General features: G+C 64.2%; 18 protein-coding genes. 16 read left to right on the top strand and 2 right to left on the bottom strand.

Annotated elements, in window-relative coordinates; all coding sequences use genetic code 11:
• Positions 1 to 53 precede the first annotated feature (53 nt).
• The 8 genes from glpD to DT069_RS14180 all read left to right on the top strand — a co-directional run bounded on the left by glpD (position 54) and on the right by DT069_RS14180 (position 8,611).
• Positions 54 to 1,577: a glycerol-3-phosphate dehydrogenase gene (gene glpD / locus DT069_RS14215; RefSeq protein WP_119460960.1), complete on the top strand. Its 1,524-nt coding sequence runs from the start codon at positions 54 to 56 to the stop codon at positions 1,575 to 1,577.
• Positions 1,574 to 2,689, top strand: coding sequence for an ABC transporter ATP-binding protein (locus tag DT069_RS14210; protein WP_119460959.1), 1,116 nt, complete (start codon positions 1,574 to 1,576; stop codon positions 2,687 to 2,689). Before glpD ends, DT069_RS14210 begins: the two co-directional genes overlap by 4 nt.
• Positions 2,689 to 3,783, top strand: coding sequence for an ABC transporter ATP-binding protein (locus DT069_RS14205; protein ID WP_119460958.1), 1,095 nt, complete (start codon positions 2,689 to 2,691; stop codon positions 3,781 to 3,783). Before DT069_RS14210 ends, DT069_RS14205 begins: the two co-directional genes overlap by 1 nt.
• Positions 3,780 to 4,649 carry a carbohydrate ABC transporter permease gene (locus DT069_RS14200; protein WP_119460957.1) on the top strand — a complete coding sequence of 290 codons (870 nt, stop codon included), beginning with the start codon at positions 3,780 to 3,782 and terminating at the stop codon, positions 4,647 to 4,649. Before DT069_RS14205 ends, DT069_RS14200 begins: the two co-directional genes overlap by 4 nt.
• Positions 4,649 to 5,446 carry a carbohydrate ABC transporter permease gene (locus DT069_RS14195; RefSeq protein WP_119460956.1) on the top strand — a complete coding sequence of 266 codons (798 nt, stop codon included), beginning with the start codon at positions 4,649 to 4,651 and terminating at the stop codon, positions 5,444 to 5,446. Before DT069_RS14200 ends, DT069_RS14195 begins: the two co-directional genes overlap by 1 nt.
• A gap of 15 nt (positions 5,447 to 5,461) precedes the next feature.
• Positions 5,462 to 5,734 (top strand): DUF2160 domain-containing protein, encoded by a 273-nt coding sequence (locus DT069_RS14190; RefSeq protein ID WP_119460955.1) that lies wholly within the window; start codon positions 5,462 to 5,464, stop codon positions 5,732 to 5,734.
• Positions 5,735 to 5,929: 195 nt separating this feature from the next.
• Entirely contained in the window at positions 5,930 to 7,606 is a 1,677-nt protein-coding gene (locus tag DT069_RS14185; RefSeq protein WP_425450244.1) for an ABC transporter substrate-binding protein, read from the top strand.
• A 321-nt stretch (positions 7,607 to 7,927) separates the two neighbouring features.
• Positions 7,928 to 8,611, top strand: coding sequence for a response regulator (locus tag DT069_RS14180; protein ID WP_119460954.1), 684 nt, complete (start codon positions 7,928 to 7,930; stop codon positions 8,609 to 8,611).
• 20 nt (positions 8,612 to 8,631) lie between these two features.
• On the opposite strand, the gene DT069_RS14175 is transcribed toward DT069_RS14180, so the two are convergent.
• On the bottom strand, positions 8,632 to 10,176 hold the full coding sequence (locus DT069_RS14175) for a PAS domain-containing hybrid sensor histidine kinase/response regulator (protein ID WP_119460953.1): 1,545 nt from the start codon (positions 10,174 to 10,176) through the stop codon (positions 8,632 to 8,634).
• A gap of 431 nt (positions 10,177 to 10,607) precedes the next feature.
• Here DT069_RS14175 and DT069_RS14170 point away from each other — a divergent pair, with 431 nt between their 5' ends.
• The 8 genes from DT069_RS14170 (at position 10,608) to DT069_RS14135 (ending at position 16,397) form a co-directional block, all read left to right on the top strand.
• On the top strand, positions 10,608 to 10,928 hold the full coding sequence (locus DT069_RS14170; RefSeq protein WP_119460952.1) for a hypothetical protein: 321 nt from the start codon (positions 10,608 to 10,610) through the stop codon (positions 10,926 to 10,928).
• Positions 10,929 to 10,936: 8 nt separating this feature from the next.
• A complete protein-coding gene (locus DT069_RS14165) occupies positions 10,937 to 11,365 on the top strand; it encodes a hypothetical protein (RefSeq protein ID WP_119460951.1) in 429 nt (142 codons plus the stop codon).
• 43 nt (positions 11,366 to 11,408) lie between these two features.
• A complete protein-coding gene (locus tag DT069_RS14160) occupies positions 11,409 to 11,597 on the top strand; it encodes a hypothetical protein (protein ID WP_119460950.1) in 189 nt (62 codons plus the stop codon).
• Between the two features lie 4 nt (positions 11,598 to 11,601).
• Positions 11,602 to 12,996 carry an APC family permease gene (locus DT069_RS14155; RefSeq protein WP_119460949.1) on the top strand — a complete coding sequence of 465 codons (1,395 nt, stop codon included), beginning with the start codon at positions 11,602 to 11,604 and terminating at the stop codon, positions 12,994 to 12,996.
• A gap of 38 nt (positions 12,997 to 13,034) precedes the next feature.
• Positions 13,035 to 13,460, top strand: a complete 426-nt coding sequence (locus DT069_RS14150) for a universal stress protein (RefSeq protein ID WP_119460948.1) — start codon at positions 13,035 to 13,037, stop codon at positions 13,458 to 13,460.
• A gap of 65 nt (positions 13,461 to 13,525) precedes the next feature.
• The gene (locus tag DT069_RS14145) at positions 13,526 to 14,254 is read left to right on the top strand and encodes a hypothetical protein (protein ID WP_425450236.1); all 729 of its coding nucleotides are present in this window, start codon (positions 13,526 to 13,528) and stop codon (positions 14,252 to 14,254) included.
• Entirely contained in the window at positions 14,202 to 14,543 is a 342-nt protein-coding gene (locus tag DT069_RS14140) for a hypothetical protein (protein WP_425450235.1), read from the top strand. Before DT069_RS14145 ends, DT069_RS14140 begins: the two co-directional genes overlap by 53 nt.
• Positions 14,544 to 14,774: 231 nt before the next feature.
• Entirely contained in the window at positions 14,775 to 16,397 is a 1,623-nt protein-coding gene (locus tag DT069_RS14135) for a trimethylamine N-oxide permease (RefSeq protein WP_119460947.1), read from the top strand.
• Between the two features lie 78 nt (positions 16,398 to 16,475).
• Here the strand turns inward: DT069_RS14135 and DT069_RS14130 are convergent, their stop codons facing one another.
• Entirely contained in the window at positions 16,476 to 17,990 is a 1,515-nt protein-coding gene (locus DT069_RS14130; protein WP_119460946.1) for an aldehyde dehydrogenase, read from the bottom strand.
• Positions 17,991 to 18,115: the final 125 nt, after the last annotated feature.

Raw genomic sequence — 18,115 nt, 5'->3', positions numbered from 1 at the left:
GAGGCGCCTTTGCGGAGGCGAACGGGATCGCAGGCGCGACGGGAGGACGAGCCTTGCCGGTCGACGCGATCGTTGACCTGTTGGTGGTTGGCGGCGGCATCAACGGCGCCGGGATAGCCCGCGATGCGGTCGGTCGGGGCTTGAGTGCGGTCTTGGTGGAGCAGGCGGACCTTGCCAGCTCGACCTCGTCGGCCAGCACCAAGCTGATCCATGGCGGCCTGCGCTATCTCGAATATTACGAATTCCGGCTGGTACGCGAGGCGCTGATCGAGCGCGAGGTGCTGCTCGCCCAGGCGCCGCACATCATCTGGCCGCTGCGGTTCGTTCTGCCGCACGAGAAGTCGCTGCGGCCGGCCTGGATGATCCGGTTCGGCCTGTTCCTGTACGATCATCTCGGCGGCCGCAAGCGCCTGCCCGGCTCGCACGGCGTCGACCTCAGGCGCGATCCCGTCGGTGCGCCGCTCAAGCGCTCGCTGACCAAGGGCTTCATCTATTCCGACTGCTGGGTCGAGGATTCGCGCCTCGTGGTGCTGAATGCGCTCGACGCCGCCGAACGGGGCGCGCGAATCCTGCCGCGGACGCGCTGCATCGCCGCCGAACGGCGCAATGATCTTTGGGAGGCGGTGATCGAGGATGTGGCGACCGGCGAGCGCGACTCCGTCCGGGCGCGGGCGCTGATCAACGCCGCCGGCCCCTGGGCTGCCGCGTTCGTCGATGAGGCGCTCGGGAGTCGCGGGCAACACCGGCTCCGTCTCGTCAAGGGCAGCCACATCGTCGTCGGCAAGCTCTATGACGGGGAGCATGCCTATATCCTGCAGAACGAGGATCGCCGCATCATTTTCGCGATCCCCTACGAGCGGAACTATACCCTGATCGGCACCACGGATATCGCCTTCGACGGCGATCCGGCGAGCGTCAGCATCTCGGACGCCGAGGTCGCCTATCTGTGCGGTGTCGTGAACCGCCATTTCATTCCGCAGGTTGCGCCGCAGGATGTGGTCTGGACCTATGCCGGCGTTCGCCCCCTCTATGATGACGAGGCGCAGAGCGCATCCGCCGTCACCCGCGACTATGTGCTCGACCTCGAAGAGGCCGGCGGGGCGCCGATCCTGTCGGTGTTCGGCGGCAAGATCACGACCTATCGGAGGCTGGCCGAGCATGCGCTGACGAAGCTGCAGCCCCGCTTTCCCGCGATGGGCCCGTCCTGGACGGCGCAGGTGCCCCTGCCGGGCGGCGACATGCCGGAGGCCGATTTCGACCATTTCCTGGCCGCGTTCCGCGCCCGGTTCCCGTGGCTGCCTGCCGCGCTGGCGCGGCGCTATGCGCGCGCCTACGGCACCCGCGCCGACCGGCTGCTCGATGGCGCCGGCGGGATGGCCGATCTCGGGCCGCATTTCGGCGAAGATCTCTATGGCCGCGAAGTCGATTATCTGATCACCAATGAATGGGCGCGAACCGCGGAGGACATCCTGTGGCGCCGCTCGAAGCTCGGGCTGCATGTCGCGCCGGCGACGCGCGCCGCCTTGGAGGCATGGTTGAGCGAGGCGCCGCCTCTGGCGCAGGCGGGGGCACGATGAAGCTCGTGCTCGATCACATCGGCGTGCGGGTCGGCCGGTCGATGCATCTCGACGACATCAGCCTGACGCTGGAGCCGGGGTCGTTCAATCTGCTGCTGGGACCCACGCTCGCCGGCAAGACGTCGCTGCTTCGGCTTATGGCGGGTCTCGACCACCCGACCTCTGGCAAGATCCGCATCGACGGCCGCGACGTGACTTCCCTGGGTGTGCGCGGGCGCAGCGTCGCGATGGTCTACCAGCAGTTCGTGAACTATCCCTCCTTTACCGTCTACGAGAACATCGCCTCGCCGCTCCGCCTCGGGCGACGGCTGAGCGCGGCCGAGATCGACCGCAAGGTCCTTGCGGTCGCCGAGATGATGCATATCGACAAGCTGCTCGATCGGCTGCCCGGCGAGCTGTCCGGCGGTCAGCAGCAGCGCACGGCCATCGCCCGGGCGCTGGTCAAGGAGGCCGATCTGCTGCTGCTCGACGAGCCGCTGGTCAATCTCGACTACAAGCTCCGCGAGGAGATGCGCGCCGAGATGCGCGAGATCTTCGCGCGCCACACCACGACCGTGGTCTACGCCACGACCGAGCCGCAGGAGGCGCTGCTGCTCGGCGGCCAGGCGGCGGTGCTGGACGCCGGTCGACTGATCCAGTTCGGCGCGACCCTTGATGTCTATCACCGGCCGGCCTCCGTCCGCGTCGGAGAGATCTTCAGCGATCCGCCGATGAATCTTCTGGCGGTCGCCATCGAACGCCGCGGCAGCGGCGTCGTGCGGCTCTCGCCCGATCTGTCGTTCCCCCTGCCATCCCATATGCGGGCGCTTCCGCCGGGCCCCTGCCGGCTCGGCGTGCGGGCCAGCCATGTCGCCCTGGCGCCGTCCTCGCCGGCCGACATCGCGATTCCGGCGACGGTCGAGCTGGCCGAGATCAGCGGGTCGGAAACCTTCATCCATGGGCGGCACAATGATCTTGCCATCGTCGCGCACACCGCGGGCGTCCATAGCTATCGTATCGGCGAGACGGTTGCCCTCCATCTCGATCCGCAGCGCCTGTTCGCCTTCGATGCCGACGGGCGGCTGATCGCCGCGCCTGAGCGCCAGCCCGGCACCGTCAGCGGAGCAGCCTGATGGCACGTATCGAGCTGAAGGATATCGCCCATAGCTATCAGCCGGCGCCGGAACGGCCTGAGGACTACGCGCTGCGGACCCTGGACATGGTCTGGGAGGATGGCGGCGCCTATGCGCTGCTCGGCCCCTCCGGCTGCGGCAAGACGACGCTTCTCAATATCATCTCGGGCCTGATCCGGCCGAGCCACGGCCGGGTGCTGTTCGACGGTCGCGACGTCACCGACCTGCCGCCGCAGCAGCGCAACATCGCCCAGGTGTTCCAGTTCCCCGTCATATACGACACGATGACCGTGTTCGATAATCTGGCCTTCCCCCTGCGCAACCGGCGGGTCGGCGAGGCGGAGGTCCGGGCGCGCGTGCAAGAGGTTGCCGAGATGCTGGAGCTGACGGACGATCTCCGCAACCGCGCGAGCGGCTTGGCGGCCGACGCCAAGCAGAAGATCTCGCTCGGCCGCGGGCTGGTGCGCAAGGATGTGGCGGCGATCCTGTTCGACGAGCCGCTCACCGTCATCGACCCGCATCTGAAATGGATCCTGCGTCGCAAGCTGAAGCAGATCCACCAGGAGTTCCGGCTCAGCCTCATCTACGTCACGCACGACCAGGTCGAAGCGCTGACCTTCGCCGATCAGGTGGTGGTGATGGTCGACGGCCAGGTGGTGCAGCTCGGCACGCCGCAGGCGCTGTTCGAGGACCCTGTCCATACCTTCGTCGGCTATTTCATCGGCAGCCCGGGCATGAACCTGCTGCCGTGCCGGCTGGAAGGGAGCGCCGCGCGCGTCGGCGATCACCGCATTCCGCTGGCGCCGGAATTGGCAGCCCAGGCAAGCGCTGTCGGCGGTGAGCTGACTCTGGGCATCCGGCCGGAGTTCCTTCGCTATTCCACGACCGCCGAGCCGGGTGCCGTGCCGGCGGACATCGCCGTGGTCGAGGATCTCGGCAATTTCAAGATCATGACCGCCCGGCTCGACGGCCAGATGCTGAAGGTCAAGCTGCCCGAGGAGGCGGAAATCGCCGGCGATGCCGGTTGGCTGATCTTTCCGCCGGAATGGACGCGGCTTTATGCGGATGGGAAGGTGGTGGAGGCGGGGCAATGAAGAAGATCCCGAACAACCGGGCCTGGTTCCTGGTCCTGCCCGTGTTCGTCACCGTCGCCTTCAGCGCGATCATCCCGCTGATGACCGTGGTGAACTATTCGGTCCAGGACATCTTCGGGCCCTATAACCGCGTTTTCGTCGGCACCGAATTCTTCGAGATGGTGCTCCAGGACCGCGACCTGCACGAGGCGCTGCAGCGGCAGCTCCTGTTCTCCTTCTGGGTTCTGCTGATCGAGGTTCCGCTCGGCATCGCGATTGCGCTGGCGCTTCCTGTGCGCGGCTGGCTGGCCTCGCTCTGTCTCGTCCTGATCGCGCTGCCGCTGCTGATTCCCTGGAACGTCGTCGGAACGATCTGGCAGATCTTCGCCCGCCCCGACATCGGCCTTGCCGGCGTCGCGGTGAATCGGCTCGGCATTCATTATAACTACACGGCCGAGCCGTTCGACGCCTGGCTGACCGTGCTGGTGATGGATGTTTGGCATTGGACGCCGCTGGTGGCGCTGCTCTGCTATGCCGGCCTGCGCGCCATTCCCGACGCCTTCTATCAGGCGGCGCGTATCGACGGCGCCTCCGCCTGGGCGGTGTTCCGCTACATCCAGCTGCCGAAGCTTCGCGGCGTGCTGATGATCGCCGTGCTGCTGCGGTTCATGGACAGCTTCATGATCTATACCGAACCCTTCGTGCTCACCGGCGGCGGGCCCGGCAACTCGACGACCTTCCTCAGCCAGTTCCTCACGACGCTGGCCGTGGGGCGGTTCGACCTTGGCCCGGCAGCCGCCTTCTCGATCATCTATTTCCTGATCATCCTGCTGTTCTGCTGGATCTTCTACACCGTGATCGAAAACCTAGGTCGGGCACCCCGGTAATGAGAAAGCGCAGCCTCGCCCTCATCGTCTACTTCCTGTTCATCCTCCTGCCGATCTACTGGATGGTGAACATGTCGCTGAAGACGAACGACCAAATCCTCGTCGGCTTCTCGCTGCTCCCCGAGAATCCCACCCTGACGAACTACGTGGAGATCTTCACCAACCCGGCTTGGTACAGCGGCTACATCAACTCGATCATCTATGTCTGCATCAATACGGTGCTGTCCGTGCTGGTGGCCTTGCCGGCGGCCTATGCCTTCTCACGCTACCGGTTCATCGGCGACAAGCACATGTTCTTCTGGTTGCTGACCAACCGGATGGCGCCACCGGCGGTGTTCCTGCTACCCTTCTTCCAGCTCTACTCGACCATCGGCCTGTTCGACACCCACCTCGCCGTGGCGCTTGCCCACATGCTGTTCAACGTGCCGCTCGCGGTCTGGATCCTCGAGGGCTTCATGTCCGGCGTGCCGCGTGAGATCGACGAGACCGCCTATCTCGACGGCTATACCTTCCCGCGCTTCTTCGTCCGGGTGTTTCTGCCGTTGATCCGGTCCGGAATCGGCGTGACCGCCTTCTTTTGCTTCATGTTCAGCTGGGTGGAGCTTCTGCTTGCGCGGACCCTGACGACGGTCGACGCCAAGCCGATCGCCGCCACCATGACGCGAACGGTCAGCGCGGCGGGCATGGACTGGGGAGTGCTGGCGGCGGCCGGCGTGCTCACCATCGTGCCGGGCGCGCTCGTGATCTGGTTCGTCCGCAACTACATCGCCAAGGGCTTCGCCCTGGGACGAGTGTGACGAGGGGAGTGGCCCATGGAATGGATGGCTTGGACGCTGCCGACCGCTGTGTTCTTCGTCGTCATCGCGCTGATCCTGGCGACGATGACCCTGTGGGAGCTGGCCTCCCCCTCGGTGCCGCGGCGCGGCTTCCTGCCGATGGCGACGACGCGCGGCGATCGCCTGTTCATCGGCCTGCTCGGCAGCGCGTTCATCAATCTCGCCTGGCTCGGCCTCACCGATTGGACGCAGTGGGGTGCGGTCGTCCTGTCGGTGCTCTATCTGGCCGGCGTCATGCGCTGGGGCTGAATTCGGCTTCGGAGAACCGGGTGTCGCCCCGGGCGGTGGATAATCCCCTTCCGTGCACCGCGATCCACGCCGATGAAGAAAAGCGAAGGGGCAATGAGGGAGAACAGAATGCAAATGCAGAGGAAACGTTCTCGAATTCTTGATAAGGGGGCGCTGCTGACCGGCGTCGCGATGTTCGCGATCGCCGCGGCCGTCATGGTCGATCCACGCCCCGCCGAGGCCGACATGGCGGCGGCGGAACGGTGGATCGATTCCGAGTTCAATCCGAGCACACTCACGCGCGAGCAGCAGCTCGAAGAGATGCAATGGTTCGTCGATGCGGCGAAGCCGTTCGCTGGCATGGAGATCAACGTCGTCTCCGAGACCATCGACACGCATGTCTATGAATCGGAGACTCTCGCCAAGGCCTTCTCCGAAATTACCGGGATCAGGCTGACTCACGATCTGATCCAGGAAGGCGACGTTATCGAGAAGCTGCAGACTCAGATGCAGTCGGGACAGAACGTCTATGATATGTATGTCAACGACAGCGACCTGATCGGCACGCATTTCCGCTATGGCAAGGTGATCCCGCTGTCCGACTTCATGACGGGCGAGGGGAAGGACGTCACGCTGCCGACGCTCGACATTGACGACTTCATCGGCAAGAGCTTCACCACCGGGCCGGACGGCAAGCTGTATCAGCTTCCCGACCAGCAGTTCGCCAATCTTTATTGGTTCCGCGCCGACTGGTTCGCGCGCGAAGACCTCAAGCAACAGTTCCGCGAGAAGTATGGCTACGAGCTGGGCGTTCCGGTCAACTGGTCAGCCTATGAGGATATCGCCAACTTCTTCACCAATGACGTGAAGGAGATCGACGGCGTTCGCGTCTACGGCCATATGGATTACGGCAAGAAGGACCCGTCGCTCGGCTGGCGCTTCACCGATGCCTGGCTGTCAATGGCCGGCGAGGGCGACAAGGGCATCCCGAACGGTTTGCCGGTCGATGAATGGGGCATCCGGGTCGAGGATTGCCATCCGGTCGGCTCGAGCGTGACCCGCGGTGGTGGCGCGAACAGCCCGGCGGCGGTCTATGCGCTGACCAAATATATCGACTGGCTGAAGCAGTATGCGCCGCCGGAAGCGTCCGGCATGACCTTCTCCGAAGCCGGACCGGTGCCCGGCCAGGGCAACATTGCCCAGCAGGTCTTCTGGTACACCGCCTTTACTGCGGCGCTGACCAAGCCCGACCTGCCGGTGGTCAACGAGGACGGCACGCCGAAATGGCGGATGGCGCCCTCGCCGCATGGGCCCTACTGGGAGGAGGGCATGAAGCTCGGCTATCAGGATGCCGGGTCCTGGACCATGCTGGAGAGCACGCCGCTCGAGCGGCGCAAGGCGGCCTGGCTCTATGCCCAGTTCGTCGTGTCGAAGACGGTGTCGCTGAAGAAGACGCTGGTCGGCCTGACGCCGATTCGCGAGTCGGACATCAACAGCCAGGCGATGACCGACGCCGCGCCCAAGCTCGGCGGCTTGGTCGAGTTCTATCGCAGCCCGGCCCGCGTCGCCTGGTCGCCGACCGGCACGAACGTGCCCGACTATCCGAAGCTGGCGCAGCTTTGGTGGCAGAACGTCGCGCTGGCCGTCACCGGCGAGCGGACACCGCAGGAAGCGATGGACAACCTGGCCGAGGAGATGGACCGGGTGCTGCAGCGCCTCGAACGGGCGGGCATGGAGGAATGCGCGCCGAAGCTCAATGAGGAGCAGGACGCCCAGTACTGGCTCGACCAGCCCGGCGCACCGAAGCCGAAGCTGGCCAACGAGAAGCCGCAGGGCGAGACCGTGCCCTATGACCAGCTTCTCCAGGCCTGGAAGGAAGGCCGGGTTCGGTAGTCCCGGTCCGGCGGTAAAGCGACGGGAGGGGACGGTGTGATCGCACCGTCCCCTTCTTCGCTTCGTCTTCCGGCGTCGTCGCATCAAGACCGGGCGAGGCCGGCCGCCATCCGACGGATCGACCGAGGCCGGCCCCAAAAGGGCCAGGGCGGGACTCCGCTTGTGCCGCGTCGGGGCTGGATCTATCTTCGGCAGATGAAGATCTCAGTGTCCTCCAGGATTGCATGACTCCAACCGACCTACTTGGCGAATGTGTCGCCCGGTCGCTCGGATGATTGCCAACAGAACGTTCCGTTCCGCGGGTCAGGAAGCCGCTTCGTCATGAAAGTGCTCATTGCCGACGACCATACGCTCTTCCGTCGGGGCCTCCGGCTCCTGCTGTCGAGCCTTTATGACGACATCGATGCGGTCGAGGCGGCGGACGCCGACGGCGCTTTGCGAATCGCCAACGAGCAGGCGGATCTCGATCTCATCCTCTGCGACCTCGCGATGCCGGGCATGGAGCAGCTGAAGGGGCTGCAGGCCTTGGCGCAGCGTCTTCCCAAGGCACCGATCGTGATTCTTTCCGCCATCTCCAATCCTGACGATATCGTCCGCACGATCGAATCCGGGGCACGCGGCTATATCCTCAAGTCGGCGAGCGACGAAACGCTGAAGCATGCGCTGTCACTGGTCCTTGCCGGAGAGACCTACATCCCGTCCGACGCGTTTCTCGATCGCCAGCGCCGCTGGGTCGGTGGTGCCGGAAACCCCCCTTTGCGGCTGTCGTCGGACAATCCTCTCAGCACCCTGACGCCGCGCCAGCGCGATGTGCTGACGCTGCTGATGGGCGGGCAGTCGAATAAGGAGATCGCGCGGAATCTCGGGCTGCTCGAGAGCACCGTGAAGGCGCATGTGAAGATCATCCTGAGCAAGCTGAACGTGGCGAACCGAACCCAGGCCGCCATGGTGGCCGCCGATCTGGGATGGCCGCAGCCGGAGTTCACCGACAAATCGCCGGTGTGAGCGGCCCTTCGGCGCTCTAACTAATCCGCGTCTTGCCCAACGAGCCTCTGTAGCACCTGGCGGAGCGACTCCGCGTCGATCGGCTTGTGCAGCAGCACGAGCCCCGTCGCCACCACTTCCTGCAAACGGACCGGCTCGATGTCGCCGGTCAGGATGATGCCCGGTACCGGGCGGCCCACGCTGCTGCCGATCGCGCTAATCGCCTCCACCCCGGTCGCGCCATCGCGCAACCGGTAGTCGGCGATGACGGCGGCCGGCACCCGACCGTCACTCGAAAGCTTATCGATCGCCTCGGCGGCGGAGACGGCGGCGATCACGACGCAGCCCCAGCGCCGGAAGACCTCGCTCATGGCGCGAAGCTGCATCGCTTCGTCGTCGATGGCCACGAGCAAGGCGCCGGCGAGGCTGTCCGCGGCCGTCTCGGTCGATCGTCCGACCGGTGCGCTGGCATGGGCGACGGGCATCTCGACGGCGAAGCGCGACCCTCGGCCCGGCTCGGACCGGACGTCGATGCGGTGCCCGAGCAGCTTCGCCAGACGGTGAACGATCGCGAGTCCCAGTCCCAGGCCGCGGGTCCGGTCCCGTTCCGGATTCCCGAGCTGCAAGAATTCCTCGAAGATGGCATCGAGCTTGTCGGCGGGAATGCCGATGCCGGTGTCGCAGATCTCGACCCGAAGGGTCGATCCGCGCCGACGGCAGCCGATCAGGATGCGGCCCTTGCTGGTGTAGCGGACCGCATTGGAGACAAGATTGCGCAGCATCCGATCGAGCAGGGTCGGGTCGCTATGGACGAAGGCGCTCGACGCGACCACACGAAGGCCGATGCCCTTCTCCGCGGCCGGACCCGCGAACTCATGCTCCATGCGGTCGAGCAGATCGCCGATCGCGAAATCGCGCGGCTTTGGCTCGAGGACGCCTGCGTCGAGCCGCGACATCTCGAGCAGCGAGTCAAGAAGGCCGTTGGTCGCGCGCAGCGAATCCTCGAGGGCGGCGATGATCTCCTCGTTCGCCGGCCCGCTCGCGGTGCTCTTCAGCGCCGACACGAACATGCTGATCGCCTGCAGCGGCTGTCGAAGGTCATGGCTGGCGGCGGCGAGAAACCGTGACTTCGCCCGATTCGCGCGATCGGCCTCCGCATGCGCCTCCTGCAAGGCATTCTCAGCCTGCTTGCGCCTGGTGATGTCGCGTATGCTGGTGCGATAGCCCAACGACCGGCCGTCTTCGTCGAGCACGCTCTGCCAGGATGCCGCCGCCCACCGGATCTCGCCGGCCCGATGCCGGATGCGGAAGGTGATGTCGTTGCCGCTCAGGCCGGCCGCCGCGTTTCGCAGGTGGGCGGCCATGTCGGCGCGATCGTCCTCGTGAACGAGCGGCAATGGATAGTCGGACATGGCGTGACATTCGGCGACCGTGTAGCCCGTCATGCGCTCGACCGCCGGATTGATCCAGCGTGGCCGACCGTCATCGCCCATCCAGCTTTCCCAGTCGTAGGTATAGTTGGCGATCGCCTCGAACAGGCGGTCGACCTGCGACGCCTCCCGCTCGCCCAGGTCGACGGCCTCCATTCCTGCCTGCGGCAGGCCGGAGATCGCGTCAAGCAACCAAGCGAGGGAAGACTGCGTCTGCTTTGGAATGGTCGACCTCCTGCATGTCGATCGGTTCGGAAGGCACCGTTTCGACTCTATCGCTGGGTCGCGAAGCCTAGCGCAAGACTGGGGAGTATGCACCCCCCGATAGGAGGATGCTTCCCCCTAATACGATCCGATTTGTACCATCGAATGGCTATGTGCCTCTCCGCCAAATGGGCGATAGACAACATTCGACTGGAGCCTCAGGGTAGCGACTTAATTCTCATCGCGGGAATTAAAGTTTACGTCAGGGAAACAAACATCCCTAACGAACAGCAAGGAGCCGGGCCAGGCCCTCTCATGGGGTCGTCAACAAGAAGCTCCGCTGGTTGCGCAGTCACGCAACGCAACAGGGAAGGATACTGTTGATGACAGCCAATCTCGCTTCCCGCATCGATGCCATGTTTTTGCGCGATCGCCTCTTTGCCTGGGGGTTCGTGCTCGTGCTTTGGCTCGTTGTTGGGTTCGTGTTCTTTTCGATCTATCCCCTTGCCCCTAGCGACGGTGTTCGGACCGTGATGGTGGTGAGCGCGATCGTTCTGCTGGTGTTCAATACCGCTGCGATCTTCGCCATGGTACGCCACTACGCGCACGATAAAGAGTTCATCTACGGTCTCGACATTCGCCACCTCGACGAGCGCCGTGCCGCGGCGTCGGTTCAAGGCGGTGTCCGACAACCCGCAGAGTGAGGCGACTCATGGCTCAGAAATACGATCCCCCCAAGCAGAGCGGCTTGGGGCAGTTCATCGATTCGTTCTTCCTGATGGCGCTGGTCTATGCGGCGCTGTTGTTGCCGATCCTGTTGGGGCTCACCGGCGGTGCGACCGAAACGGTGCTTCCCGACGGGGTCACGCAGATCGAGGCCGAGGATGGCACCGTAACCTGGCAGGGCCTCACCTGGGAGTCGCTCGGCCAGAACCCGACCATGCAGGCGCAATGGGAAAAGCTCGGTTACGACGTTGAAGCGGCGGCGGAGATTATTACCACGCGCTTCGACTACAGTATCGCGCCACTGTCCCTGCTGATCACGGCGATCGCCATCATCGGCTATTTCATCTTCCTGGTGACGATGTCCGAGAAGGAATACCGAGAGGTGATCGCCGAGAAATTCGACGCGCGACGATAGCTCTCCGCCGTCGATCGAAAGGGTTCCAAAGGGGATTTTAGGTATGGATATCTGGGATATTGCCAGCTACGCGGCCTGGATCGCATCGGGGCTGATCCTGCTCTGGATGGTGGCCGACGCGATCAAGGTCAATCGCGACTTCGACGAGAGTCTGTTGATGAGCTCACAGGAAGGTATCGACGAACTGCTCGAGGACCCGGCGGCCGCAGGCCGGCCCGGTCGGGAGGGCTAGGCCCATGACGGACCAGGCTCTCGGCCAAGCGCAACCACAGCGCATCAATCTGCTGAAAGTTCTCGGGCCCGCCCATGTCTGGGCGCTCGGCGTCGGCATCGTCCTCGTCGGCGAATTCATGGGTTGGAATTTCTCGGTCGGCAAGGGCGGCGCCTTCGGCTCCCTGATCGCCTGCTGGGTGATCGGCCTGCTTTACACCTGCGTCGCCATGATCGATTCGGAAGTCACCTCGACGGTGGCGGCCGCAGGCGGCCAATATGCACAGGCAAAGCATACGATCGGCCCACTGATGGCCTTCAATGTCGGCCTGTATCTGGTGATGGCCTACACCATGCTCGAGGCGGCCGACGCGCTGGTCACGGGCGACCTGATCGCGATCGCGGCGGCGCAGTTCGGGCATCCCGGTCTCGATCCGCGTCCCTTCGTCGTTCTGACCATCGCACTGCTCGCTTTGTTGAACTACCGCGGCGTGTTCATGACCTTGAGCGTGAACTTCGTCATCACGGCTGCCGCGTTCACCTCGATCGTGATTCTGTTTATCGGAGTGCAGCCGTGGAATCCGGGTGCGGTGCTTCAGCATCAGGGTCTGCTAACAGACCTTCCCTATGGCTGGATCGGCGTGCTCGCCGCATTCCAGTTCGGCATCTGGTACTATCTCGGCATCGAAGGCACCTGCCAAGCGGCGGAGGAAGTCCGCTCGGCGGGTCGGGCGCTGCCGCTCGGCACGATGAGCGGCATCATCACCCTGCTGATCGCGGCGTCCCTCACCTGGTACATCACGACTGGTCTTATTCCCTGGGAGTATCTGGGTCAGGATCTGGCGCCGCTCTACACCGCCTCGACGCTGACCGGCAGCACGGTTTTGCACGTCTTCCTGTTCGTCGGCACGATCTTCTCGGCGGTCGCATCGGCCAATGGTTGCATCAATGACGCGTCGCGTGCTTGGTTCTCGATGGGGCGCGATCGCTACATGCCGGTTTGGTTCGGAGCGGTGCATCCGCGCTATCGTACGCCGTTCCGCGCGATCCTGTTTCTGATCCCGATCGCCGTGTCGTTCGCCTTCACCGGGCTGCTCGACCAGGTGATCACTTTCTCGATCCTGTCGGGGCTGCTCGGCTACACCTTCATGCCGATCAACATGCACAAGTTCCGCAAGAAATGGCCGTTGGGCTCCATTCGCCGCGGCTATGTGCATCCCTGGCATCCGCTCCCGGCCATCGTGCTGCTGAGCCTGTGCACGGCGACCTATTTCGCCGTGTTCCTCGGCTATGGCGTGCAGCTTCTGGCGATGATTGGGTTCTACATCGTCGTGTCGCTCTGGTTCGCCTTCCACCGCTATAAATATGTCCGGCGGGGCGACCAGTTCACGATGCCGTGGCCAAGACCGCTCGGCTACTGACGGAAGCCTTGACAGAGGGGCGCGTGAGGGAGATTGCCATGAAACTGCTCTGCGCAACCGACGGATCGCGCCCCTCCGAGAAGGCCGTGGCCTACGCGGTCGATATCGCCAAGAAGCTGAATGCTCATCTGACGTTTCTGACGGTGACCACGGTCTCCGCGGAACGGGCCTCGAAGACCTATTTCTGGGACGAGGAGATCCTGGCGGCGGGCGACGCGATGATTCATCAGGAACTGAGCGCCGCCGCCGCTATGGCCAAGCAGGCCGGTCTCGACGATGTTCGATGCGTCACGGCGGTCGGACGCGACATCGCAGAGGCGATCGTCGCCTATGCGGAGACGAATCGCTTCGACCAGATCATCGCAGGGTCGAGCGGCCGGACCGGAGCGGCCCGGCTGCTGCTCGGGTCGGTGGCGGGCGCGGTCGTCAGCAAGGCCCATTGCCCGGTCACCATCGTCCGATGAGGCGGAATTGTTCACGAGTGGTCGGCCCTTGCCCATAGCGGTCGATTCCTGACCGAGGTCGTGCGATGCGGTACGAGATCCTGGCGCTTGCGCTTACCTTCATAACGGTGCTTTGGTTGATGCACCGTCGGCATCGTGCGACCATCAAGCAAACGCGGACGCGTTTCTTCGACGCCTGCCTGCCGCTCTTCGACAGCTATCGGGTGACGCAGGATGATATCGACTTTCCGGTGCTGGCGGGACATTACCGCGGCTATCGGGTGCGGCTCGAGCCGATCGTCGATCATGTCGCCGTCCGCAAGCTTCCGTCGCTCTGGCTGCTGGTCACGGTGCATGGCGAGGTCCCTTACAAGGGGATCGTCGATCTCCTGGCGCGACCGCTGAACACCGAGTTCTTTTCGCCCTCCGCCGGCCTGGATACGGCAATCGAGATTCCGCCAGGATGGCCGCCGCACGCCTCGCTTCGAACCAACGCGCCCGAGCAGATGCCGCCGATGCACCTGCTGACCCCCCATATCGCCATATTCGACGACCCGAAGACCAAGGAGCTGCTGGTCACGCCACGCGGCGTGCGAATCGTCTATCAGGCAAATCAGGCAACCCGCGCGCATTATCTCGTGCTGCGTCAGGCGGAGTTCAAAGATGTCGCTGTGCCCGCCGCGCTCGTACAGCGGCTGCTCGATCAGGCGATTGCCGTGCACCAGACCTTGGCCGATGGGCGGACAGAAGGATCTCGGCAGAATGAACGACACGACGCTGATGACCGACGGCACGAACCGGCGCTCGCCGTCTGACCAGCGGCCGCTCAAGCCGCCGTTTCATCCCTATCTCGTGCTCGCGGTGGCGATTGCGCTGCCGGGCATGGGACAGGTCGTCAACGGTACGGCGACGCGCGGCCTCACGATGGCTTTTTCGATGCTCAGCCTCGGCTGGGTCAGCTACCATTTGACGACGCCGGAGCATTCCCTCGTCGGGCGGTTCGCCGGCGGCTTTTTCATTTACGCGATTTCGGTTCTCGACGCCTATCGCTGGGCGCGATACCGGTGGGAGATCTTCCACCGGCAGGACAGGACAACGGAATGACCCGACTTCCCTGGCCGGTCGACAGCCACGAGTTAGGCCTCCTTATGCCTCCTCCCGATGGGGGAGGGCCGAGGTCTGAACGGTGGTTGCCTCAGCCTTCCGGAAGCTTGTTTCCCGGTTCCCTGTTCGCTCACAATTTCTTTGCCAATAGCACTATTAACTGGAGCCGCCCCGTCCCTCACCGGATTGGGCGGCTCTTTTTCTTTCAACGATAAGTTTCGGGGAGAACCTATGACAACGACAATCGACAGTGCGGCCGGACCATCCGCGTCCGCCGGGCTTCACCGGACGATTGGATGGAAGCACGCCTTCTGGGTTGCGAGCGGCGTGCCGGCCTTGGTGCTCTTTTCGATCGGCGGCATTGCCGCCACGATTGGCTCGCCATCGTGGATGATCTGGGTCATTTCCGTCAGCTTCGGCTTTATCCAGGCCTTTACCTATGCGGAGATCGCCGGGCTGTTTCCTAGCAAATCGGGCGGCGCCTCCGTCTATGGCGCGGCCGCCTGGGTACGCTACAGCCGGATTATCGCGCCCCTGTCGGTATGGTGCAACTGGCTCGCCTGGACACCCGTTCTGGCGATTGGCGCCGGACTCGGCGCCGGCTACATCCTGACGGCGCTCTTCGCTCCGGATGCGGCGATCAACACTTGGCAGATCACGCTCGCCGATCTCGGCTTCCTGAAGGAGGGCCTGACGATCCGGATCAATTCGACCTTCGTTCTCGGCACCGTCCTGCTGCTCGCCGTGTTCGCGGCGCAGCATCACGGCATTCTGCGAACGGCGAAGATCCAGACGATCATCGGGCTCGCGGTCATCATTCCGCTGCTGATCGTCGGCATCGTGCCGATCCTCACCGGTGAGGTCGTCTCGGAGCATTTCACGCCCTTCGTGCCGATCGCCTTCGACGGTGCGGGCAACGTGATCCCCGGCGAATGGGATCGGGCCGGGTGGACGCTGTTCCTCGGCGGCCTGTTCATCGCCGCTTGGTCGGCCTATGCGTTCGAGACCGCGATCTGCTACACCAGCGAGTTCAAGAACCCGGCGACGGACACCTACAAGGCGATCCTTTATGCCGGACTTCTCTGCGTCGTCGTCTATACCGTGGTGCCGTTCTCGTTCCAGGGTGCGCTCGGCGTCGACGGCATGCTCGAGCCGGGTATCGTCGACGGCTCCGGCGTCGCTGCGGCGATGGCGAGCATGGTCGGCGGCGGCCCGTTCATTCAGAACCTGCTGGTGATCATGCTGATCCTGGCGCTGCTGCTGGCGATCATGACGTCGATGGCCGGGTCGTCCCGAACGCTCTATCAGGGATCGGTCGACGGCTGGTTGCCGCGCTATCTCTCCCACTCAAACCAGCACGGCGCCCCGACCCGGGCGATGTGGACCGACCTCAGCTTCAACCTGATCCTGCTGATGATGTCGGACTATCTGTTCGTGCTGGCGGTCTCCAACTGCTGCTATCTCGTGTTCAACTTCCTGAACCTGAACGCAGGCTGGATCCACCGCATCGACAATGGCGACGTCAAGCGGCCGTGGAAGGCGCCGAACTGGCTGATGGGAATCGGTGTCGTCCTTTCCTTCGTCAATGCGGCGCTGTTGGGCGCGGGGGCGAACGTCTGGGGTCCGGGCACGCTGATGTCCGGCATCATCGCTATCGCCCTGATCATCCCGGTCTTCCTGTTCCGCCATTATGTTCAGGACAAGGGCGAGTTCCCGCCGGAAATGCTCGATGATCTGCGGGTCGACGGCAAGCGGGTGCTCGGCGACGGCAGGAAGGCGGGCATTCTGCCTTACGTCACGCTCGTTGCCGGCGCGACCGTCGTCTTCGTCGCCAACTGGTTCTTCTACCTGTAAGGCGAAGGACGAGACCAAGAGAAACGGCGGGGCCTCTCCAGGCCCCGCCGTTGCTTTTTGCGTCGGCTGCCGCCGGGATTACCCGATATGCATCCAGACCGACTTGGTCTGGGTGTGGTGCAGCATCGTTTCGAAGCATTTGTCGCGGCCCTGGCCCGACTGCTTGTAGCCGCCCCAGGGCTGCGTCATGTCGCCATGGTCGAAGCAATTGACCCAGACGATCCCAGCCTCGATGTCGCGTGCGGCCTTGTGGGCGATGTTGACGTTGCTGGTCCAGATGCTGGCCGCCAAGCCATAGCTCGTGTCGTTGGCGATCTCGACCGCCTGCGCCAGATCCTTGAAGGGGAGCACCGCGGCCACGGGGCCGAAGATTTCCTCGCGGGCGATCTTCATCTTGTTGTTCACGCCGGTGAACAGCGTCGGCGCGACGTAGCAGCCTGCTTCCAGGCCCTCCGGCACGGCGCCGCCGAAAGCCAGCGTCGCACCTTCCTCCTTGCCGGCGCTGATATAGCCTAGCACGCGCTTCTGCTGCTCCTTCGTGACCAGCGGTCCCATGCTGGTCTTCGGGTCCAGCGGATCGCCGGGGACGAAGGCGGTCTTGCTCTTCTCCTTGAACCGCTCGACGAACGCGTCATGCAGCTTGACGTCGACCAGCAGGCGCGAGCCGGCGTTGCAGACCTCGCCCTGGTTTCCGTAGATGCCGTTGATTGCATATTCTACGGCGGTATCCAGGTTCTCGACATCGCCAAGCACGATCTGCGGAGTCTTGCCGCCACATTCCGTGGTCACCCGCTTCATGTTCGACTGGCCGGCATAGACCATCATCAGCTTGCCGACCTCGGTCGAGCCGGTGAAGGCGATCTTGTCGACGTCCATATGCAGCGCCAAGGCCTTACCGACCTCCTCGCCCAAGCCCTGCACGACGTTGAAGACGCCGGCGGGGCCGCCCGCCTCGATGAACAGCCGGGCCATTACATTGGCGCTCAAGGGTGACTGCTCGGCCGGCTTCAGAACGACGCAGTTGCCCGCCGCGAGCGCCGGCGCCACCTTCCAGGCGGCCATCATCAACGGATAGTTCCACGGCACGACGCAGCCGACGACGCCGAGCGGCTCGCGCAGGATGTAGTGGAACTCGGTCGCGGCGGTGTTCGTCACTTGGCCGTCGATCTTGTCGATGGTCTCGGCGAAGTACTGGAAGGTCAGCGCCGATCCCGGGATATCGCTGTTGATCATGTCCGAGATCGGCTTGCCCATGTTCAGCGTGTCGAGCAGCGCGAACTCGACCGCATGCTCGCGGATCAGCTCGGCATACCGGTAAAGGATGTCCATCCGGTCGCGCGGCGCCATGCGCGACCAGACGCCGCTCTTGAACGCCTTGCGCGCCGACTTGACCGCGCGGTCGACATCGTCGCCGTTGCCGCGGGCGACCTCGGCGATCACCTCGCCGGTCGCCGGGTTGATCGACTTAAAGGTCCGGCCCTTCTTGGCGTCGACGAACTCGCCGTCGATGAACATCCGGGTTTCCGGCTTCAGCTCGCCCGCGTAGCGGTGCCAGCCCTTCTTGTCGAGGGACTTCGCCTGCTCGAGATTCATATCTGAGATCCTCCTCCGACTCCTTCGTCATGCGCCGCGGTGAGGCGATGTCGGCCGCGGCTGCGATTGTCCGACAATAGCATCGGCCGAAATATCCGCGCCAGCCCCGCACGGGCATCTGCCTG

The organism is Virgifigura deserti (assembly GCA_003576685.1).
Taxonomy (GTDB): domain Bacteria; phylum Pseudomonadota; class Alphaproteobacteria; order Dongiales; family Dongiaceae; genus Virgifigura; species Virgifigura deserti.
This window is presented reverse-complemented; position numbering and strand designations above follow the sequence as displayed.

Bases quoted from the DNA above. Each gene is read 5' to 3' on its own strand.
- DT069_RS14185 (WP_425450244.1), top strand. From the start codon at position 5,930: ATGGTCGATCCACGCCCCGCCGAGGCCGACATGGCGGCGGCGGAACGG.
- DT069_RS14205 (WP_119460958.1), top strand. From the start codon at position 2,689: ATGGCACGTATCGAGCTGAAGGATATCGCCCATAGCTATCAGCCGGCG.
- DT069_RS14160 (WP_119460950.1), top strand. From the start codon at position 11,409: ATGGATATCTGGGATATTGCCAGCTACGCGGCCTGGATCGCATCGGGG.
- DT069_RS14140 (WP_425450235.1), top strand. From the start codon at position 14,202: ATGAACGACACGACGCTGATGACCGACGGCACGAACCGGCGCTCGCCG.
- DT069_RS14200 (WP_119460957.1), top strand. From the start codon at position 3,780: ATGAAGAAGATCCCGAACAACCGGGCCTGGTTCCTGGTCCTGCCCGTG.
- DT069_RS14155 (WP_119460949.1), top strand. From the start codon at position 11,602: ATGACGGACCAGGCTCTCGGCCAAGCGCAACCACAGCGCATCAATCTG.
- DT069_RS14195 (WP_119460956.1), top strand. From the start codon at position 4,649: ATGAGAAAGCGCAGCCTCGCCCTCATCGTCTACTTCCTGTTCATCCTC.
- DT069_RS14145 (WP_425450236.1), top strand. From the start codon at position 13,526: ATGCGGTACGAGATCCTGGCGCTTGCGCTTACCTTCATAACGGTGCTT.
- DT069_RS14150 (WP_119460948.1), top strand. From the start codon at position 13,035: ATGAAACTGCTCTGCGCAACCGACGGATCGCGCCCCTCCGAGAAGGCC.
- DT069_RS14170 (WP_119460952.1), top strand. From the start codon at position 10,608: ATGACAGCCAATCTCGCTTCCCGCATCGATGCCATGTTTTTGCGCGAT.
- DT069_RS14130 (WP_119460946.1), bottom strand. From the start codon at position 17,990: ATGAATCTCGAGCAGGCGAAGTCCCTCGACAAGAAGGGCTGGCACCGC.
- DT069_RS14210 (WP_119460959.1), top strand. From the start codon at position 1,574: ATGAAGCTCGTGCTCGATCACATCGGCGTGCGGGTCGGCCGGTCGATG.
- DT069_RS14180 (WP_119460954.1), top strand. From the start codon at position 7,928: ATGAAAGTGCTCATTGCCGACGACCATACGCTCTTCCGTCGGGGCCTC.
- DT069_RS14190 (WP_119460955.1), top strand. From the start codon at position 5,462: ATGGAATGGATGGCTTGGACGCTGCCGACCGCTGTGTTCTTCGTCGTC.
- DT069_RS14165 (WP_119460951.1), top strand. From the start codon at position 10,937: ATGGCTCAGAAATACGATCCCCCCAAGCAGAGCGGCTTGGGGCAGTTC.
- DT069_RS14175 (WP_119460953.1), bottom strand. From the start codon at position 10,176: ATGGAGGCCGTCGACCTGGGCGAGCGGGAGGCGTCGCAGGTCGACCGC.
- DT069_RS14135 (WP_119460947.1), top strand. From the start codon at position 14,775: ATGACAACGACAATCGACAGTGCGGCCGGACCATCCGCGTCCGCCGGG.